The organism is Klebsiella sp. 10 (genome assembly GCF_018223925.1).
GTDB classification, from domain to species: Bacteria; Pseudomonadota; Gammaproteobacteria; order Enterobacterales; family Enterobacteriaceae; genus Klebsiella; species Klebsiella pneumoniae.
Genome location: NZ_JAGRRB010000028.1, coordinates 23,548 through 37,494 on the forward strand (window position 1 = coordinate 23,548; position 13,947 = coordinate 37,494).

Below are 13,947 nucleotides of genomic sequence, written 5' to 3' on the forward strand. Positions count from 1 at the left end.
GCATCAGAGTAACGATTTCGCCGCAACGTTTGTGATGCGGATCAATAATACATAAGGCGTAGTGGTCTACGGAGAGAGTGTAGGGCAGGGAGCAGGCCGGCGAAGCGCCGGCCTGCGGAAGGACTACTGTTTACTGACATCGCTTAATAAGAAAGCGATACTCTGCCCGCCGCTGGTCTGCTCGAGGGCAATTTTGACGATAATCGTCAACGGCACCGAGAGCAGCATGCCAACCGGACCCAGCAACCATCCCCAGAAGATTAAGGACAGGAATACCACCAGCGTCGAGAGGCCCAGCCCGCGCCCCATGATACGAGGTTCGAGAATATTGCCGAATACCAGGTTGACGATCAGGTAGCCGGCAAGCACTACCAGCGCCTCGTACAGACCACCGAACACCAGCACCTGCAGGATCGGCGGAATGGCCGCCAGCACGGAACCGATATTGGGAATATAGTTCAGCGCGAAGGCCAGTAGCCCCCACATAAAGGCGAAGCGCACATCCAGCAGCACCAGCATGCCCCAGACCACCAGGCCGGTGATCAGGCTTATCGCAGTTTTCAGCACCAGATAATGCGATACGCTGTCGATGGCCCGCTGGATGGCGCCCATGCCTTCTACTGGTCTGGACATTAACTGCTGCAGCTTAGCGGGAAGCTGCGGCACCTCCAGCAGCATAAACACCACCGTCAGCAGCAGCAGAAAAATAGAGGACATGGCATTCGACAGCTGAGTGAGCAGGCTGGTGACCAGGGTCATTACGGCGTTAGGGTCGATGTACTTATTGAGCTCGACCACCGAAACGGTGAATCCCATACGCTGCAGCCAGGGCGCGATGGTTTGCATCGGCTCATAAAGATAGTTGCGATACTGCGGCAGGGTGCGCGCCAGCTCGTTGAGCGAGGTCCCCAGCGAGGCCAGCAGCACAATGGCTAACATAACAATCAGGCCAATCAGTAGCGAGATCGCCAGCACGCGCGGCACCCGGCAGCGGACCAGTAGCTGGACCAGAGGATTGATGATCACCGCCAGAAAAAGCGCCAGGATAAACGGGACGATTATGTCCGCCGCAAAGCGAATGCCGGTAAGGATGATCACCAGCATGCCCAACATGATGACCATCTTTAATCCGTTAAGTGTAATAATGGGTTTAGCCATAGGATCCCGACCTCAAACTTCCTTGCCTATTAACAGGTTGCGTTACATTAGCATAATGACGCTTTTTTGCAGAACAAACGCATTGAAGAAAAACCGCGGCGTAAAGAATTGCAAAGTCTTTGAATTAAATGTAGCACTATGCTACAAATCTACCTGTGTTTAACTACTGAGGACAATTTTCATCCGCACCGGACGAGAAGCAACACCGCGGATAATTGTAATTTTATGGACAATCAGTTCAGGATGTATATTTTAAATCACCCCGCAGTATCCCTCACTTTTTCCCGTTTTGCCGGCGAACAGCACTGGCATTCGGCGCTATAGTCACCTTCTTTCTGCCTGAGCTGGCGCCAAGCGCACAGCGATATCTACGTCAGAAATTTTCCTGTTTACGTCTCGCGTAAACGGTAATGGATTATATTCTCAAGCAGGAGAAGGGATCATGTTTTATTGGATTTTATTAGCTTTAGCAATTATTGCTGAAATTACCGGCACCTTGTCTATGAAATGGGCAAGCGTGAGCGGCGGGCACACCGGCTTTATTTTAATGCTGGCCATGATTGCCCTGTCATATATTTTTCTTGCCTTTGCGGTTAAAAAGATTGCCCTCGGTGTGGCCTATGCGTTGTGGGAAGGGATCGGTATTTTACTGATTACCCTGTTCAGCGTGCTGCTGTTTGATGAGAGTCTGTCCCTGCTGAAAATAGCCGGCTTGACCACCCTGGTGATAGGGATCGTCTTAATTAAGTCCGGCACCCAGAAAAAAGCGTCTTCCAAGCAGGAGGTGGCCCATGCAGCAGTTTGAGTGGATCCACGCCGCCTGGCTGGCAATCGCCATTGTGCTGGAAATTATTGCCAACGTCTTTTTGAAGTTTTCCGACGGCTTCCGCCGCAAGATCTACGGCATCCTGTCCCTGGCGGCAGTATTGGGCGCGTTCAGCGCCCTGTCGCAGGCGGTTAAAGGGATCGATCTCTCGGTCGCCTATGCGCTGTGGGGCGGCTTCGGTATCGCGGCGACCATCGCCGCCGGCTGGGTGCTGTTTGGTCAGCGTCTGAATAACAAAGGCTGGGCGGGGGTTATCCTGCTGGTAGCCGGCATGGTGTTAATTAAACTCGCCTGACGTCTCGCCGCCTGCAAAGCCAGGCGGCAAACGGAAGCTTCCTTCACGCCTGGCCCCGCTGTAATTGTGTCAGGTGACGCTGAGGGCTGCGCAGGTTCACTGCTTTCGGCTGGCGGAAAATCATTTCCGCCAGGACGATGTCAATAATGATATTCTTCACCGGCCTCGGTCCATTACTCACCGGCAAGCGCCTCCAGCTTATCGCGAAAGCCAGTCACCGCAATGGCGCGATTGTCCGCCCGCCAGCGATCCTGCGGGCCGGGGGCCGAACTCTGCACGGCGATCACCTGCCAGCCGTCCTCCGTTTTCAGCAGCAGCGGCGAGCCGCTGTCGCCAGGCAGGGTGTCACACTGATGCGACAGTACGCTGGTTTGCGCCCACCCTGTCACGATGCAATCCTGGTGGCTGTAAAGATTATCGAGATGATCTTCAGGATAGCCAGACTGGGTAACTTTACGGTCCGCCGCCTTCAGCGCGGCGGTGAGATCGGCCTTGCTGCCCGGAAAGAGCGGGATCGGCGTAATGCCAGACGGAGCATAGCGCAGCACGATCAGGCCAAAATCGGACGGCGCCGCAGCGGAAGGGACAATCCAGCCGTCGCCATCGGCTTTCAGGCGTCTGCCTAAGCTGGGATCGACTCGCCCGTCAATGCCGTGGATCTCATAGACCCAGTTGCCCTTGCGGGAAATAAAGCGCAGGGCGACCGCTTTGTCCGGCTTGCCGCGCGGGGGCGTTAACAGACAGTGGCCCGCGGTCAGCGCCAGATGCGGAGAGATGAGCGTCGCCGTACACAGATTGCCGCTGGCGGTTTCCAACTGGCCAATCGCGTCCCACGGACTCTCCTCGGGGCGGTTCACCGCTTTGCGGTCATCGTGACCGAAAAACAACGTCTTAATATCTTTGGCGCTCAGTCCGCTATCATCGGCATGTGCGCCCAGAGGTAACAGATAAAATGAACACAGTAATAACAGAACGTCTCTACGCATATCACTCTCTGGGGAGGCTATGATGTCTATTGACAGTAGCAGGAGATTTAAGTTTTTGAAAGTAAACAATAATTCTAAACAGGCCAAACCGTATACCACATCAGCGCGCGGTGGGGTCTGGCGCTGGTAAAACCTCCTGATTTCAAGCGGTTAATACCAGTGTTCTGCTTGTGCTATTTCCGCAGAAAGTGGCGTCTTGCGCAACAAAATTCATGTATCAGAACGTACTGAATTCGGTTAATAATGCAGCAATTCATCCGTGGGATTATTCCTGGTTTGTCAGCATAATGCCCAAAAATAATACTTTTACCCACCAGATCTTCACCGGAATTCGCACTTCTTTACGCCTCTCGTAATTATTTTCAATGCGAAACATTTTCTCACCGAAAACGTTGTTACCGTCGCCCTGCCGTTGAGTAAATAGAGAGGTAGTACCGGCGATGATGCCTGAACTCTATTTCCCCGGCGTTCGGAGGGCTTATGTCTAAAAAAGGTATTCGCGCACTGGTTTATGTTTCCCTGGTCTCAGTCGCTATCTGGGGCGCGACCGGCTATCTGGTGATGGAAGCCGTGCGTGCATTGTGATGGGCGCGCCACCCGGCAAGGGCCAGGCGTGCGACATATTACGACTAACATGTCTGGCGTCTTCTGGCGCCGGACATTTTTTTGCGCCGCAGAGAGTCACAGGATAATGGGAAGCGGGGAGCGGGTCAGCGATAGCCGCACGGTATTCATTTTAATGAAAAGCTGGTAGAAGCAGCAAAATGCGAACGCGGTATAAATAATTAAGAGAGGAAAAAACGGGTTGCAACCACTGCGCATATAATTAGCAGGATCAGGATGAGCTCAAAACGATAGCGCCGCAGCATAGTGCTCTCCAGAAAAAACGGCGCTGAAACAGCGCCGATTATTAAGAAGGTTGGTTCACCGGGAGGAATTATGCTGCCGGCTGTGCAGTCGGTTTAGCGGCCTGGTGTTTAGTGGTTTTGTGGTGTTTTTTCGCTGCCTGCGCTTTCTGGGCTGCCGGTTTAGCCGCAGCTTTGTGATGCTTTTTCGCCGCCTGAGCTTTCTGCGGAGCAGCTGGTTTAGCTGCTACTTTTTTGTGTTTTTTAGCGGCCTGGGCTTTCTGAGCAGCGGCTGGTTTAGCTTCTGCTTTTTTGTGTTTTTTGGCAGCCTGAGCTTTCTGCTCTGCGGCCGGTTTTTCCGCGGCTTTGTGGTGTTTTTTGTGATGGGTGGTCTTGGCAGCCGTGCTGTGGGTGGCAGCCGGTGCCTGAGTGGTGCTTACTGCGTCAGCAGCGAAAGCGGCGGAAGAGAGACCCATAGCAGCGGCAACGACCAGAGCTAATACTTTTTTCATTCTGATATCCTCGAAAAGTTTTCTTAATTTCAACCCCACTGCGGGGCCGGTGAAATCACTATATGCTTGTCTTTTCGAGCTTTCCGTGAGTGTTTGGTATCGGCGTGTAACCGAATGTACAAGGCGGGAACGACAGGACGCGCCGGGTAGCCCGGCGCGTATGATTACAGGTAGCGAGTGGTCAGGTGCTCGCGGAAGTAGCGGCTATTAAGATCCTCACCGGTGGCCTGCTGAATCAACTGCGAGGTGGTGAAGCGGCTGCCATGCTGCCAGATATTCTGCCGCAGCCAGTCGAACAGGGCGCTGAAATCGCCTTCCTCAATATCGCGATCTAATGTCGGCAGCGCGCGGCGGGCCGCGGCCATCAACTGCGCGGCATACATCGCGCCCAGGGTATAGGAAGGGAAATAGCCGAATCCGCCGTCGGTCCAGTGAATATCCTGCATGCAACCATCCCGATAGTTGCCGGCGGTCGACAGCCCCAGCCAGTGCTGCATTTTCTCGTCCCACAGCGACGGGATATCATCTACCTCAATCTCGCCGTCGATCAGCGCACGTTCAATTTCATAACGCAGGATGACATGCGCCGGGTAGCTCACCTCATCGGCATCGACGCGAATAAAGCCGGGTTTCACCTGCTGATTCCAGGCGACAAAATTGTCCTGGCTAAAGGCCGGCCGATCGCCAAACCGCTCGCGCACCGCCGGTAACAGGCGGTTAAGAAAACGCTCGCTGCGTCCCAGCTGCATTTCAAAAAACAGGCTCTGCGACTCGTGGATAGCGGTGGAGCGGGCGAGTCCTACGGGCTGGTCGACCCACGGGCGAGGCAGATTCTGCTCGTAGCGGGCGTGGCCGGTTTCGTGGATCACGCCGAACAGAGCGCTGAGCAGGTCGTTTTCGTTGTAGCGGGTGGTGATGCGCACATCCTGGGGTACGCCGCCGCAGAACGGGTGGGCGCTGATGTCGAGGCGCCCGCCGTCGAAGTCAAAGCCAAGGATACGCATCGCCTGCAGGCCCAGCTCCCGTTGTTCAGCAATGGGGAAAGGCCCCTGCGGGGCGATTAGCGTCTGCTTCGCCTGCTTCTCCACCGCCTGGCTAAGCAGGGAAGGTAGCCACGATTTGAGATCGGCGAACAGGCTGTCCAGCCGCGCGCTGGTCATATCCGGTTCGAAAATATCCAGCAGCGCGTCGTAGCGTGAGCCGCCCCTGGCATCGGCGCGGATCTGCGCTTCCTGGCGGCTCAGTCTGACCACCTCGCGTAGGTTGTCGGCAAAGCCCGTCCAGTCATTGGCGGGACGCTGGCTGCGCCAGGCATGTTCGCAGCGGCTGCCGGCCAGCGATTTTGCTTCCACCAGGCTCTCCGGCAGCAGCGCCGCCTGATCGTACTGACGCTGCATTTCCCGCAGGTTGGCCTGTTCAACATCATTAAGATCCTGCTGGCGGGCTTCCTGTAACCATTGTCCCACTTTTTTATCGGTCAGGATTTGATGCTGCAGCACGCCGAGCTCGGCCAGCGCTTCGCCGCGGGCGACGCTCCCGCCCGGAGGCATCATCGCGAACATATCCCAGCCGGCGATGGCGGCGAGATGCGAAAAGCGCGACAGGCGCTGAAAGGTACGGGTAAGCTGCTGATAAGGCGTATTTTCAGTCATAGTGGCGTTCGGTCCGTGACAGGTGAATAAAGAGATTATCGCTTTGCCTCTACACTATCCTGATACGCCCGGCGGGTCGAGCGTTGCGCACAGGGGAAGGGAAAGACACATGGCGGGAGAATAAGCTCACCTCTGTGATCGGTGTGACAGAAAACGGTAACATATCGGTACTAAACTGTGATCGATTACACAGGTCTGGAGGTTCGGGGGTGGTTTATGAATCCGTTCACCTGGCTGTTTATTGCACTGCTGTCCGTTGATGCCGTCAGAGAGCTGATGGGCTTGTCTTCCATAATGGGCATGTGGTGAAACGTGGCCCACAGGCCACGTCACACGCGACTATTTCAGTCGCTGATGTAAGCAGGTGCCGGTCAACAGCGCGGCAAGGAGAAGCAGCGCGATAAACCCACCGACGCCGTTCCAGCCGTAGTGATGCCAGAATACCCCGCCTAACGTCCCGGCAAGACTTGAACCCAAATAATAGCTGAACAAATACAGCGATGACGCCTGACCGCGGGCGCGGCGGGCGCGTGGGCCAATCCAGCTGCTGGCGACGGAATGCGCGGCGAAGAAGCCAGCGGAAAACAGCAGCATGCCGATGAAAATAAGCCACAGGGAAGAAAAGAGCGTCAGCAGCAGGCCGCAGAGCATCACCGCTGTAAAGCCAAGCATCACCGGCCCGCGGCCAAAGCGTACGGTCATGGCCCCTGCCTTCGGTGAACTCCAGGTCCCGGTGAGATAAGCTACCGACAGCAGGCCTACCACCGCCTGGCTTAACGACCACGGCGACATCATCAGCCGGTAGCCAATATAGTTAAACAGGGTGACAAAAGCGCCCATCAGCAGAAAACCTTCGACGAACAGCAGCGGCAGGCCACGGTCGCGCCAGTGCAGACGGAAGTTAATCAGCAGCGTTTTCGGTCGCAGCGAGGTCGGGCGGAAATGGCGCGACTCGGGCAGGATACGCCAGAACATAATCGCCGCGACCAGCGCAAAGCCGCTGATCGCCGCCAGCGCCACGCGCCAGCCGAAGAAATCGGTAAAGACCCCGGTCAGCAAGCGGCCGCTCATGCCGCCGATGGAGTTGCCGCTGATATAGAGTCCCATCGAAAAGGCGACGAAACTGGGGTGGATCTCCTCGCTCAGATAGGTCATGCCGACCGCCGCTACGCCGCTCAGCGACAGGCCGATGAGCGCGCGCATAATCAGGATGCCGTGCCAGCTGGTCATCATAGTCGACAACAGTGAACAGCAGGCGGCCAGCAGCAGGGCGGTGACCATCACCGGCTTGCGGCCTATAGCGTCCGACAGCGGGCCGGTAAACAGCAAGCCCACCGCCAACATCGCCGTGGAAATTGAAAGCGAAATACTGCTGCTGGCCGGCGACACGCCAAACTCGTTCGACAGCACCGGCAGGATCGGCTGCACACAGTAGAGCAGGGCAAAGGTGGCCAGACCGGCGGAGAACAGCGCGAGAGTGACGCGCATAAACTGCGGGGTGCCACGCTTAATAAACGGATCCGGGCGGGATGCACCAGCGACGCTGACCTCGCCCGCCGGCACGGTGTCAACGGTTGTTGTACGACTCACAGAGAATTCCTTGCGTAGAAGTTGCTGCTTACCAACAGAGTGTTGTGACCATTCAGCTGACATTTTTAGGGTATGAAAATGTAAATATTCTGTCTAATATATTAATAATCTCAAATAAGACGTTTTAAATATGAATATCGAGTTGCGTCATTTGCGCTACTTTGTCGCCGTCGCTGAGGAGCTACATTTTGGCCGCGCCGCGGCGCGACTGAACATCTCTCAACCACCGCTAAGCCAGCAGATTCAGATCCTTGAGCAGCAGACCGGCGCTCGCCTGTTTGCCCGTACCAACCGCAGCGTCAGCCTGACGGCGGCCGGAAAGCAGTTTCTCGCCGATAGCCGACAAATCCTCGCCCAGGTGGATGAGGCGGCTGCTCGCGCCGCCCGTCTACACCATGGCGAAACGGGTGAGCTGCGCATCGGCTTTACCTCCTCGGCCCCTTTTATTAAGGCAGTCTCCGATACGCTATCGATGTTTCGCCAACGCCTTCCGGATGTGCATATTCTCACCCGCGAGACTAACACCCGCGAACAGATAGTGCCCCTGAGCGAAGGGGCTCTGGATTTGGGGCTGCTGCGAAATACTCAACTGCCGGACACTCTGGCGTGGGAGCGGGTTCTGCGCGAGCCGCTGTTGGCGATGGTCCCGGCGAATCACCCGCTGGCCCGCCAGCCCTCGGTCAGCCTGGCGGCGCTGGCGCGCGAGCCCTTCGTCTTTTTCGACCCGCACGTCGGCACTGGCCTGTACGACGACATCCTCGGCTTGCTGCGCCGCTACGGCCACACGCCGAAGATTGCCCAGGAGGTGGGGGAGGCAATGACGATTATTGGTCTGGTGGCCGCCGGACTGGGGGTATCGATCCTCCCGGCCTCCTTTCAGCGCGTCCAGCTCAGTGAAATGCGCTGGCTGCCGATCGACGAACAGGATGCGGTATCGGAGATGTGGCTGGTGTGGTCTAAACACCATGAGCAAGGGGCACTGGCAAAACGCTTTCGTGAGGCGCTGCTCTCCTGGAAAAGCGAGCATAATTGAGGCGAAAAGGGGCTGGAAATGTGCGGTAAATCACAAGGCTAAGTAAAAATTTGACGTTCACCGTCGAAGTGCTTCACCATAGCCGAAAGTTTATTTCGAAGCGCGAAAATAAGGGAGTCAATGGTGGTAGCGGATAGTCAACCAGGCCATATCGATCAAATAAAGCAGACCAATGCGGGCGCCGTGTATCGCCTGATTGATCAGCTCGGCCCGGTATCGCGTATCGACCTTTCCCGATTTGCGCAACTGGCGCCGGCCAGCATCACCAAAATCGTCCGCGAAATGCTGGAAGCGCATCTGGTTCAGGAGACCGAGATCCAGGAGCCCGGCAGCCGCGGCCGCCCGGCGGTGGGGCTGATGGTGGAGACCGAGGCATGGCACTATCTGGCGGTGCGCATCAGCCGCGGTGAGATCCATCTTTCGCTGCGTGATTTAAGCAGTCAGCTGGTGGTGGAGGATCAGCTGGAGCTGGCGCTCACCGACAGCACGCCGTTTCTGACGCGCGTTATCGACCATATTGATCGCTTCTTTATTCGCCATCAAAAGAAGCTGGAACGCCTTACCTCCATCGCCATGACGATGCCCGGTATTATCGATACCGAAAATGGCATTATTCATCGCATGCCGTTTTATGAGGATGTTAAAGATGCCCCGCTCGGCGAAGCGCTGGCCAATCATACCGGGGTGCCAGTCTATATTCAGCATGACATCAGCGCCTGGACCATGGCGGAATCTTTGTTTGGCGCCTCGCGCGGCGCCCGGGACGTCATTCAGGTGGTCATCGATCATAACGTCGGCGCCGGGGTGATCACCGATGGGCGCCTGCTGCACGCCGGCAGCAGCAGCCTGGTGGAGATTGGCCATACCCAGGTCGATCCCTACGGCAAACGCTGTTACTGCGGCAACCATGGTTGCCTGGAGACAATTGCCAGCGTAGAAAGCGTGCTGGAGCTGGCGCAGATGCGCATGGCGCAGTCGATGAGCTCGCTGCTGCACCAGCGTCCGCTGAGCGTGGAGTGGCTTTGTCAGGCGGCGCTGCAGGGCGATTTGTTAGCCCGGGACATCATCAGCGGCGTGGGTAATCACGTTGGGCGGATTCTGGCGATCATGGTCAATCTGTTTAATCCGCAGAAAATTCTGATTGGCTCGCCGTTCAATCTGGCGGCAGAAATTCTTTTTCCGGCAATTTCCAGCTGTATTCGGCAACAATCTCTCCCAGCCTATAGCCGGCATATTACCGTTGAAAGTACTCAGTTCTCCAACCGCGGAACGATGGCTGGCGCGGCGCTGGTTAAAGATGCGCTCTATAACGGATCCTTACTCATACGACTGTTACAGGGTTAACATTTTTTCATAGTCACACCAAAAATTGCGCTATCTCAAGCTGACCTCAGACGGCTTCACGTAGACTTTGCCCACCGTTGATTATTTCTCTCCCGTATATTTCATCGACAAAACTGTGGGGTTAGTGATGTTTAAGCGTTTCTTTATTACAGGTACAGACACCTCTGTCGGGAAGACAGTGGTTTCCCGTGCGCTGTTGCAGGCACTTGCTGCCAGAGGCAAAAGCGTGGCCGGGTATAAGCCTGTGGCGAAGGGCAGCAAAGAGACGCCGGACGGTTTACGTAACAAAGATGCGCTGGTGTTGCAGAGCGTCTCCACGCTGGCCTTACCCTATGAGGCTGTCAACCCCATCGCCTTAAGCGAAGACGAGAGCAGCGTGGCGCATAGCTGCCCGATCAACTACGGTCTGCTGTCCGATGGTTTGCAGCGTCTGGCCGCGCAGGTCGAACACGTGGTGGTTGAAGGCACCGGCGGCTGGCGCAGCCTGATGAACGACCTGCGGCCGCTCTCCGAGTGGGTGGTTCAGGAGCAGCTCCCAGTGCTGATGGTGGTGGGGATCCAGGAGGGGTGCATCAACCATGCGCTACTGACAGCCCAGGCGATCGCCAATGACGGTTTACCGCTGATTGGCTGGGTGGCCAATCGGATCAACCCCGGTCTGGCGCACTACGCCGAAATCATCGATGTCCTCAGCAAAAAGCTGCCGGCGCCGCTGATCGGCGAGCTGCCTTATCTACCGCGCGCCGAACAGCGTGAGCTGAGCCGCTACGTCGACTTAGACATGCTCGGCAACGTGATGGCGATAGATCGAATCCCGGCGTAACGTCCGCGACAGCACAGACGACACGACGCAGGTTATCAGCAGACCGGGCAGCAGCGTATACTGCCCGGTCATCTCGCAAATCATCAGGGTTGACATGATCGGCGCATGGGTCGTGGCGGCCAGAAACGCCGCCATGCCGGTCAGACCCATCATGATGGCCATTTCTTCACTTCCCGGTAGCCACAGCCTGCTGAAGCAGGCAAACAGCATGCCCATCGCCAGGCCGACAAACAGCGTCGGGGTGAAGACCCCGCCAGGCGCGCCGGAGCCGCTGCTGGCCAGCACCGCCAGCAGTTTGCAGATAAATATGCCCACCAGCAGCGCACCGGACGGCGGCAGCAGCAAATAGCTTTGCACTACGCTGTAGCCGTTGCCCCATACTGCCGGGGTGATGAGCGATAAGCCGCCGACAATTAGCCCGCCCAGCGCCAGCTGCCACGGCGGCGCCAGCTTTAGTTTAACGAACCCACGGTGGCTGTAGTCCATCAGCCAGATAAACAGCGGCCCGCACAGCCCGGCCAGCAGGCCAGTCGCCAGCATTAAGCCATAGTGCAGGGCGCTGAGGTTTTGCTGTAACACGACGTGATACAGCGGCGCGGCGCCGCCATTAAGAAACTGCGTCAACAGCAGGGCGATCACCGCCGAGATCACCACCGGCCCAAGCGAGGCCAGCATCAGCGTACCAAAGAGAATTTCAGCAATAAACAGGCTGCCGGCCAGCGGGGCATGATAGGCGCTGGCCATCCCGGCAGCCGCGCCGCAGGCGACCCATAGCTTCCATTCACTCTGCGGCGTGAAGCGACGGGCAAACAGCGAGGCCGCCAGCGCGGCCAGCAGGATCATGGCGCCTTCCCGGCCAATCGCGCTGCCGGTCACCACGACCAGCAATGACGCCAGCGATTTCACCAGGCTTGCCGGCGTATCGAAACAGCCGTCGCCGGTCTCCAGGGCTTCCATATAATCGGTGGCGGCATGCGGACGCGCGACGCTGCGTCGTTGCCAGAGCCAGAGTAAGGTTCCCGCCGTCAGGCCGCCCAGCGCGGGGGTAACCAGCCGACGCCACGCCGGCAGCGACTGTGCGGCGTTGACCAGGCTCCCGCTGTCATTACTGAGCAACAGCGTTTCCAGAACCACCATAGCGTGGCGAAACAGCGCCACCGCCAGGGCGGCGAGAAGGCCAATCAGGGTGGCGATCAGCAGGCGGCGAAACATCACCTGCACATCAGGATAGGGATGAAGACGATGCATTAGTCACGGCGAGGTTCAGAAAACATTGGCTTATTGTGATAGGGAATAACCTTAGATGCAAAAGCGATAAGTGCGGGTGAAAGGCTGGAAAGCGGCAAAATAAAACCGCGCCGGATACCGGCGCGGCGAAGGGTTAACGATAGAGCGGTTTTTGCGCCACGGCGATCGGCAGATTCTCCTGCCACTGCGCCAGAGTCGCCTGCGCCAGCTGACCCAGCGCCTGATAGAAGGGGTGGGCGGCATGGTCGACAAAGACGCTCAGGAAACGCCCGGACCACGGCAGCAGGTGCCAGGCCAGCAGCTGGGCAAACAACGCATCCTGCTCCGTTTCGCACAACCATGCCGCCAGGAGTAGCACGGTGCCGAAATGATCTTCCGGTTCGTTGCCATCGGCCTCCAGCGCGATACCGTTCTCGCGCATCCACTGGCGCAGAGCCAGCGTGGAATCGCCAAACAGCACAGACTCTTTATCCAGCCAGACAGAGCCCCAGGGCGGCGCCGGCAGGGCCCATGGCCCGATAAACAGGCGCTGCCAGGCTTCCGGCAACGTTTCTTCAGCCGATGCGGCAAACCCTGACGCCAGCGGGGCTGCGACCGGGAAGGGCCACTGCTGCTGCCAGCTCCCGTCCTGGAAGGCGGCGACCAGCGGCGCATTTTCCGCACTATTCGGCGCATAAGAGAACAGCGCGCCCAGGGTGCGGGCGCTTAACGCGACGGCGTCGCGATTTGGGATCGGCATCATCACTTATTCCTTTCTGCGGCGCGCGCCTGCGCGCCGTCTCATTAACCGGCAACCGCCATACCGACGGTCATATGCAGACCATAAAACAGGCCGCGGCCAATACATTCGGCGATCAAGACCAGCAGCAGGCCGATCAGCAGCCCCGTAGCGCGCGGCGGCTGGCGGCGGATCAGCGGACATAGCCAGCAGCCGAGGCCCAGCGCCAGCAGTACCAGGCGTAGCGCCTGGAGTTTGCCGTAATCTGGCAGCAGGGTGGCCGCCTGCTGAACCGAGCTGTGAAGGGTACTGAGCCCGGCGCTTTGCATAATGATAACTGCGGCGCTGATGACCAACGCGGCCACGCTCAGTCCGGCAAAAAACCAGCCGTTAAAGTCGACTTTCGCCAGCCGCAGCAGCAGGGCGGCAAACAGCGGCCCGCTGAGGAGCACCGTCAGAAAGAACGCGCTGGTGGTGTAGCCATTGTACCATGTTGGCACGGTATTGATTTGGTAAACCCGGGTCATTGCGAGGACAAACAGCAGCCCTAACAGCATAACGATCGCCAGCCAGACTTTACCCAGCGTCGCCGGCATTTTTTCCAGCACCGCCAGCAGCCACCAGAATCCGCCCACGGCGAAGAACAGAGCGCCGCTGGCGATTTCGTTGCTCAGCGCCGAGGCGCCGATGCGGTTCAGCGAGTTAAACGCGCGCAGCGGTGAACCGAGATGCATCACCGAAGCAAGAAAACCAATGCCCATCAACAGCCAGATAAAAAACATATTGCGCACCAGCCGCCGCCGGGCTTCCCGTTGGTCCCCCAGCGCCAGCCAGCCAAGACCGCTGACGATGGTCGCGCCGACCACGCACTGACCCAGCACCGTAAACAGCACCAGCGGCCATTCATGCCATCCGTT

Annotated in this window: 15 protein-coding genes; 6 read left to right on the plus strand and 9 right to left on the minus strand. The window is 57.6% G+C overall.

Annotated features, from left to right (window positions below; translation table 11 throughout):
* Positions 1 to 123 precede the first annotated feature (123 nt).
* On the minus strand, positions 124 to 1,158 hold the full coding sequence (locus KHQ26_RS25245) for an AI-2E family transporter (RefSeq protein ID WP_002903679.1): 1,035 nt from the start codon (positions 1,156 to 1,158) through the stop codon (positions 124 to 126).
* Positions 1,159 to 1,600: 442 nt separating this feature from the next.
* On the opposite strand from KHQ26_RS25245, the gene kpnE reads away from it, so the two are divergent.
* Both kpnE and kpnF read left to right on the plus strand, forming a co-directional pair.
* Positions 1,601 to 1,963, plus strand: a complete 363-nt coding sequence (gene kpnE, locus KHQ26_RS25250; protein ID WP_002903681.1) for a multidrug efflux SMR transporter subunit KpnE — start codon at positions 1,601 to 1,603, stop codon at positions 1,961 to 1,963.
* Positions 1,950 to 2,279, plus strand: coding sequence for a multidrug efflux SMR transporter subunit KpnF (gene kpnF / locus KHQ26_RS25255; protein WP_002903683.1), 330 nt, complete (start codon positions 1,950 to 1,952; stop codon positions 2,277 to 2,279). The genes kpnE and kpnF overlap by 14 nt, the downstream gene beginning before the upstream one ends.
* Positions 2,280 to 2,322: 43 nt before the next feature.
* Here kpnF and KHQ26_RS25260 read toward each other — a convergent pair whose 3' ends face one another.
* The 4 genes from KHQ26_RS25260 to KHQ26_RS25275 all read right to left on the minus strand — a co-directional run bounded on the left by KHQ26_RS25260 (position 2,323) and on the right by KHQ26_RS25275 (position 6,274).
* Complete coding sequence (locus tag KHQ26_RS25260; protein WP_002903685.1) at positions 2,323 to 2,439, minus strand: hypothetical protein; 117 nt, start codon at positions 2,437 to 2,439, stop codon at positions 2,323 to 2,325.
* A gap of 13 nt (positions 2,440 to 2,452) precedes the next feature.
* Positions 2,453 to 3,265 (minus strand): trypsin-like serine peptidase, encoded by an 813-nt coding sequence (locus tag KHQ26_RS25265; RefSeq protein WP_002903687.1) that lies wholly within the window; start codon positions 3,263 to 3,265, stop codon positions 2,453 to 2,455.
* A gap of 937 nt (positions 3,266 to 4,202) precedes the next feature.
* Positions 4,203 to 4,622: an acid resistance repetitive basic protein Asr gene (gene asr, locus KHQ26_RS25270; protein WP_211777971.1), complete on the minus strand. Its 420-nt coding sequence runs from the start codon at positions 4,620 to 4,622 to the stop codon at positions 4,203 to 4,205.
* A gap of 164 nt (positions 4,623 to 4,786) precedes the next feature.
* On the minus strand, positions 4,787 to 6,274 hold the full coding sequence (locus tag KHQ26_RS25275) for a carboxypeptidase M32 (RefSeq protein ID WP_020803877.1): 1,488 nt from the start codon (positions 6,272 to 6,274) through the stop codon (positions 4,787 to 4,789).
* A gap of 216 nt (positions 6,275 to 6,490) precedes the next feature.
* On the opposite strand from KHQ26_RS25275, the gene KHQ26_RS25280 reads away from it, so the two are divergent.
* Positions 6,491 to 6,583, plus strand: coding sequence for a KPN_01571 family protein (locus KHQ26_RS25280; protein WP_004206050.1), 93 nt, complete (start codon positions 6,491 to 6,493; stop codon positions 6,581 to 6,583).
* Positions 6,584 to 6,613: 30 nt separating this feature from the next.
* On the opposite strand, the gene KHQ26_RS25285 is transcribed toward KHQ26_RS25280, so the two are convergent.
* Positions 6,614 to 7,864: an MFS transporter gene (locus tag KHQ26_RS25285; RefSeq protein ID WP_211777972.1), complete on the minus strand. Its 1,251-nt coding sequence runs from the start codon at positions 7,862 to 7,864 to the stop codon at positions 6,614 to 6,616.
* Positions 7,865 to 7,994: 130 nt separating this feature from the next.
* On the opposite strand from KHQ26_RS25285, the gene KHQ26_RS25290 reads away from it, so the two are divergent.
* The 3 genes from KHQ26_RS25290 (at position 7,995) to bioD (ending at position 11,064) form a co-directional block, all read left to right on the plus strand.
* Positions 7,995 to 8,897: a LysR family transcriptional regulator gene (locus tag KHQ26_RS25290; protein WP_002903700.1), complete on the plus strand. Its 903-nt coding sequence runs from the start codon at positions 7,995 to 7,997 to the stop codon at positions 8,895 to 8,897.
* Between the two features lie 123 nt (positions 8,898 to 9,020).
* Positions 9,021 to 10,241, plus strand: a complete 1,221-nt coding sequence (gene mlc, locus KHQ26_RS25295; protein WP_029497218.1) for a sugar metabolism global transcriptional regulator Mlc — start codon at positions 9,021 to 9,023, stop codon at positions 10,239 to 10,241.
* A gap of 127 nt (positions 10,242 to 10,368) precedes the next feature.
* Positions 10,369 to 11,064 carry a dethiobiotin synthase gene (bioD, locus tag KHQ26_RS25300; protein WP_002903703.1) on the plus strand — a complete coding sequence of 232 codons (696 nt, stop codon included), beginning with the start codon at positions 10,369 to 10,371 and terminating at the stop codon, positions 11,062 to 11,064.
* Here bioD and clcB read toward each other — a convergent pair.
* The 3 genes from clcB to KHQ26_RS25315 form a co-directional block, all read right to left on the minus strand.
* The gene (gene clcB / locus KHQ26_RS25305; protein ID WP_015874769.1) at positions 11,017 to 12,312 is read right to left on the minus strand and encodes a voltage-gated ClC-type chloride channel ClcB; all 1,296 of its coding nucleotides are present in this window, start codon (positions 12,310 to 12,312) and stop codon (positions 11,017 to 11,019) included. The two genes, bioD and clcB, sit on opposite strands and share 48 nt — an antisense overlap.
* 133 nt (positions 12,313 to 12,445) lie before the next feature.
* On the minus strand, positions 12,446 to 13,054 hold the full coding sequence (dmsD, locus tag KHQ26_RS25310) for a Tat proofreading chaperone DmsD (RefSeq protein ID WP_004152236.1): 609 nt from the start codon (positions 13,052 to 13,054) through the stop codon (positions 12,446 to 12,448).
* A gap of 41 nt (positions 13,055 to 13,095) precedes the next feature.
* On the minus strand, positions 13,096 to 13,947 hold an 852-nt coding region (locus KHQ26_RS25315; RefSeq protein ID WP_202020597.1), incomplete at its 5' end, for a DmsC/YnfH family molybdoenzyme membrane anchor subunit.

What these genes read in the sequence shown, in the direction of transcription:
- KHQ26_RS25245 (WP_002903679.1), bottom strand. Translation starts at nt 1,158, where the DNA reads ATGGCTAAACCCATTATTACACTTAACGGATTAAAGATGGTCATCATG.
- kpnE (WP_002903681.1), top strand. Translation starts at nt 1,601, where the DNA reads ATGTTTTATTGGATTTTATTAGCTTTAGCAATTATTGCTGAAATTACC.
- kpnF (WP_002903683.1), top strand. Translation starts at nt 1,950, where the DNA reads ATGCAGCAGTTTGAGTGGATCCACGCCGCCTGGCTGGCAATCGCCATT.
- KHQ26_RS25265 (WP_002903687.1), bottom strand. Translation starts at nt 3,265, where the DNA reads ATGCGTAGAGACGTTCTGTTATTACTGTGTTCATTTTATCTGTTACCT.
- asr (WP_211777971.1), bottom strand. Translation starts at nt 4,622, where the DNA reads ATGAAAAAAGTATTAGCTCTGGTCGTTGCCGCTGCTATGGGTCTCTCT.
- KHQ26_RS25275 (WP_020803877.1), bottom strand. Translation starts at nt 6,274, where the DNA reads ATGACTGAAAATACGCCTTATCAGCAGCTTACCCGTACCTTTCAGCGC.
- KHQ26_RS25280 (WP_004206050.1), top strand. Translation starts at nt 6,491, where the DNA reads ATGAATCCGTTCACCTGGCTGTTTATTGCACTGCTGTCCGTTGATGCC.
- KHQ26_RS25290 (WP_002903700.1), top strand. Translation starts at nt 7,995, where the DNA reads ATGAATATCGAGTTGCGTCATTTGCGCTACTTTGTCGCCGTCGCTGAG.
- bioD (WP_002903703.1), top strand. Translation starts at nt 10,369, where the DNA reads ATGTTTAAGCGTTTCTTTATTACAGGTACAGACACCTCTGTCGGGAAG.
- clcB (WP_015874769.1), bottom strand. Translation starts at nt 12,312, where the DNA reads ATGCATCGTCTTCATCCCTATCCTGATGTGCAGGTGATGTTTCGCCGC.
- dmsD (WP_004152236.1), bottom strand. Translation starts at nt 13,054, where the DNA reads ATGATGCCGATCCCAAATCGCGACGCCGTCGCGTTAAGCGCCCGCACC.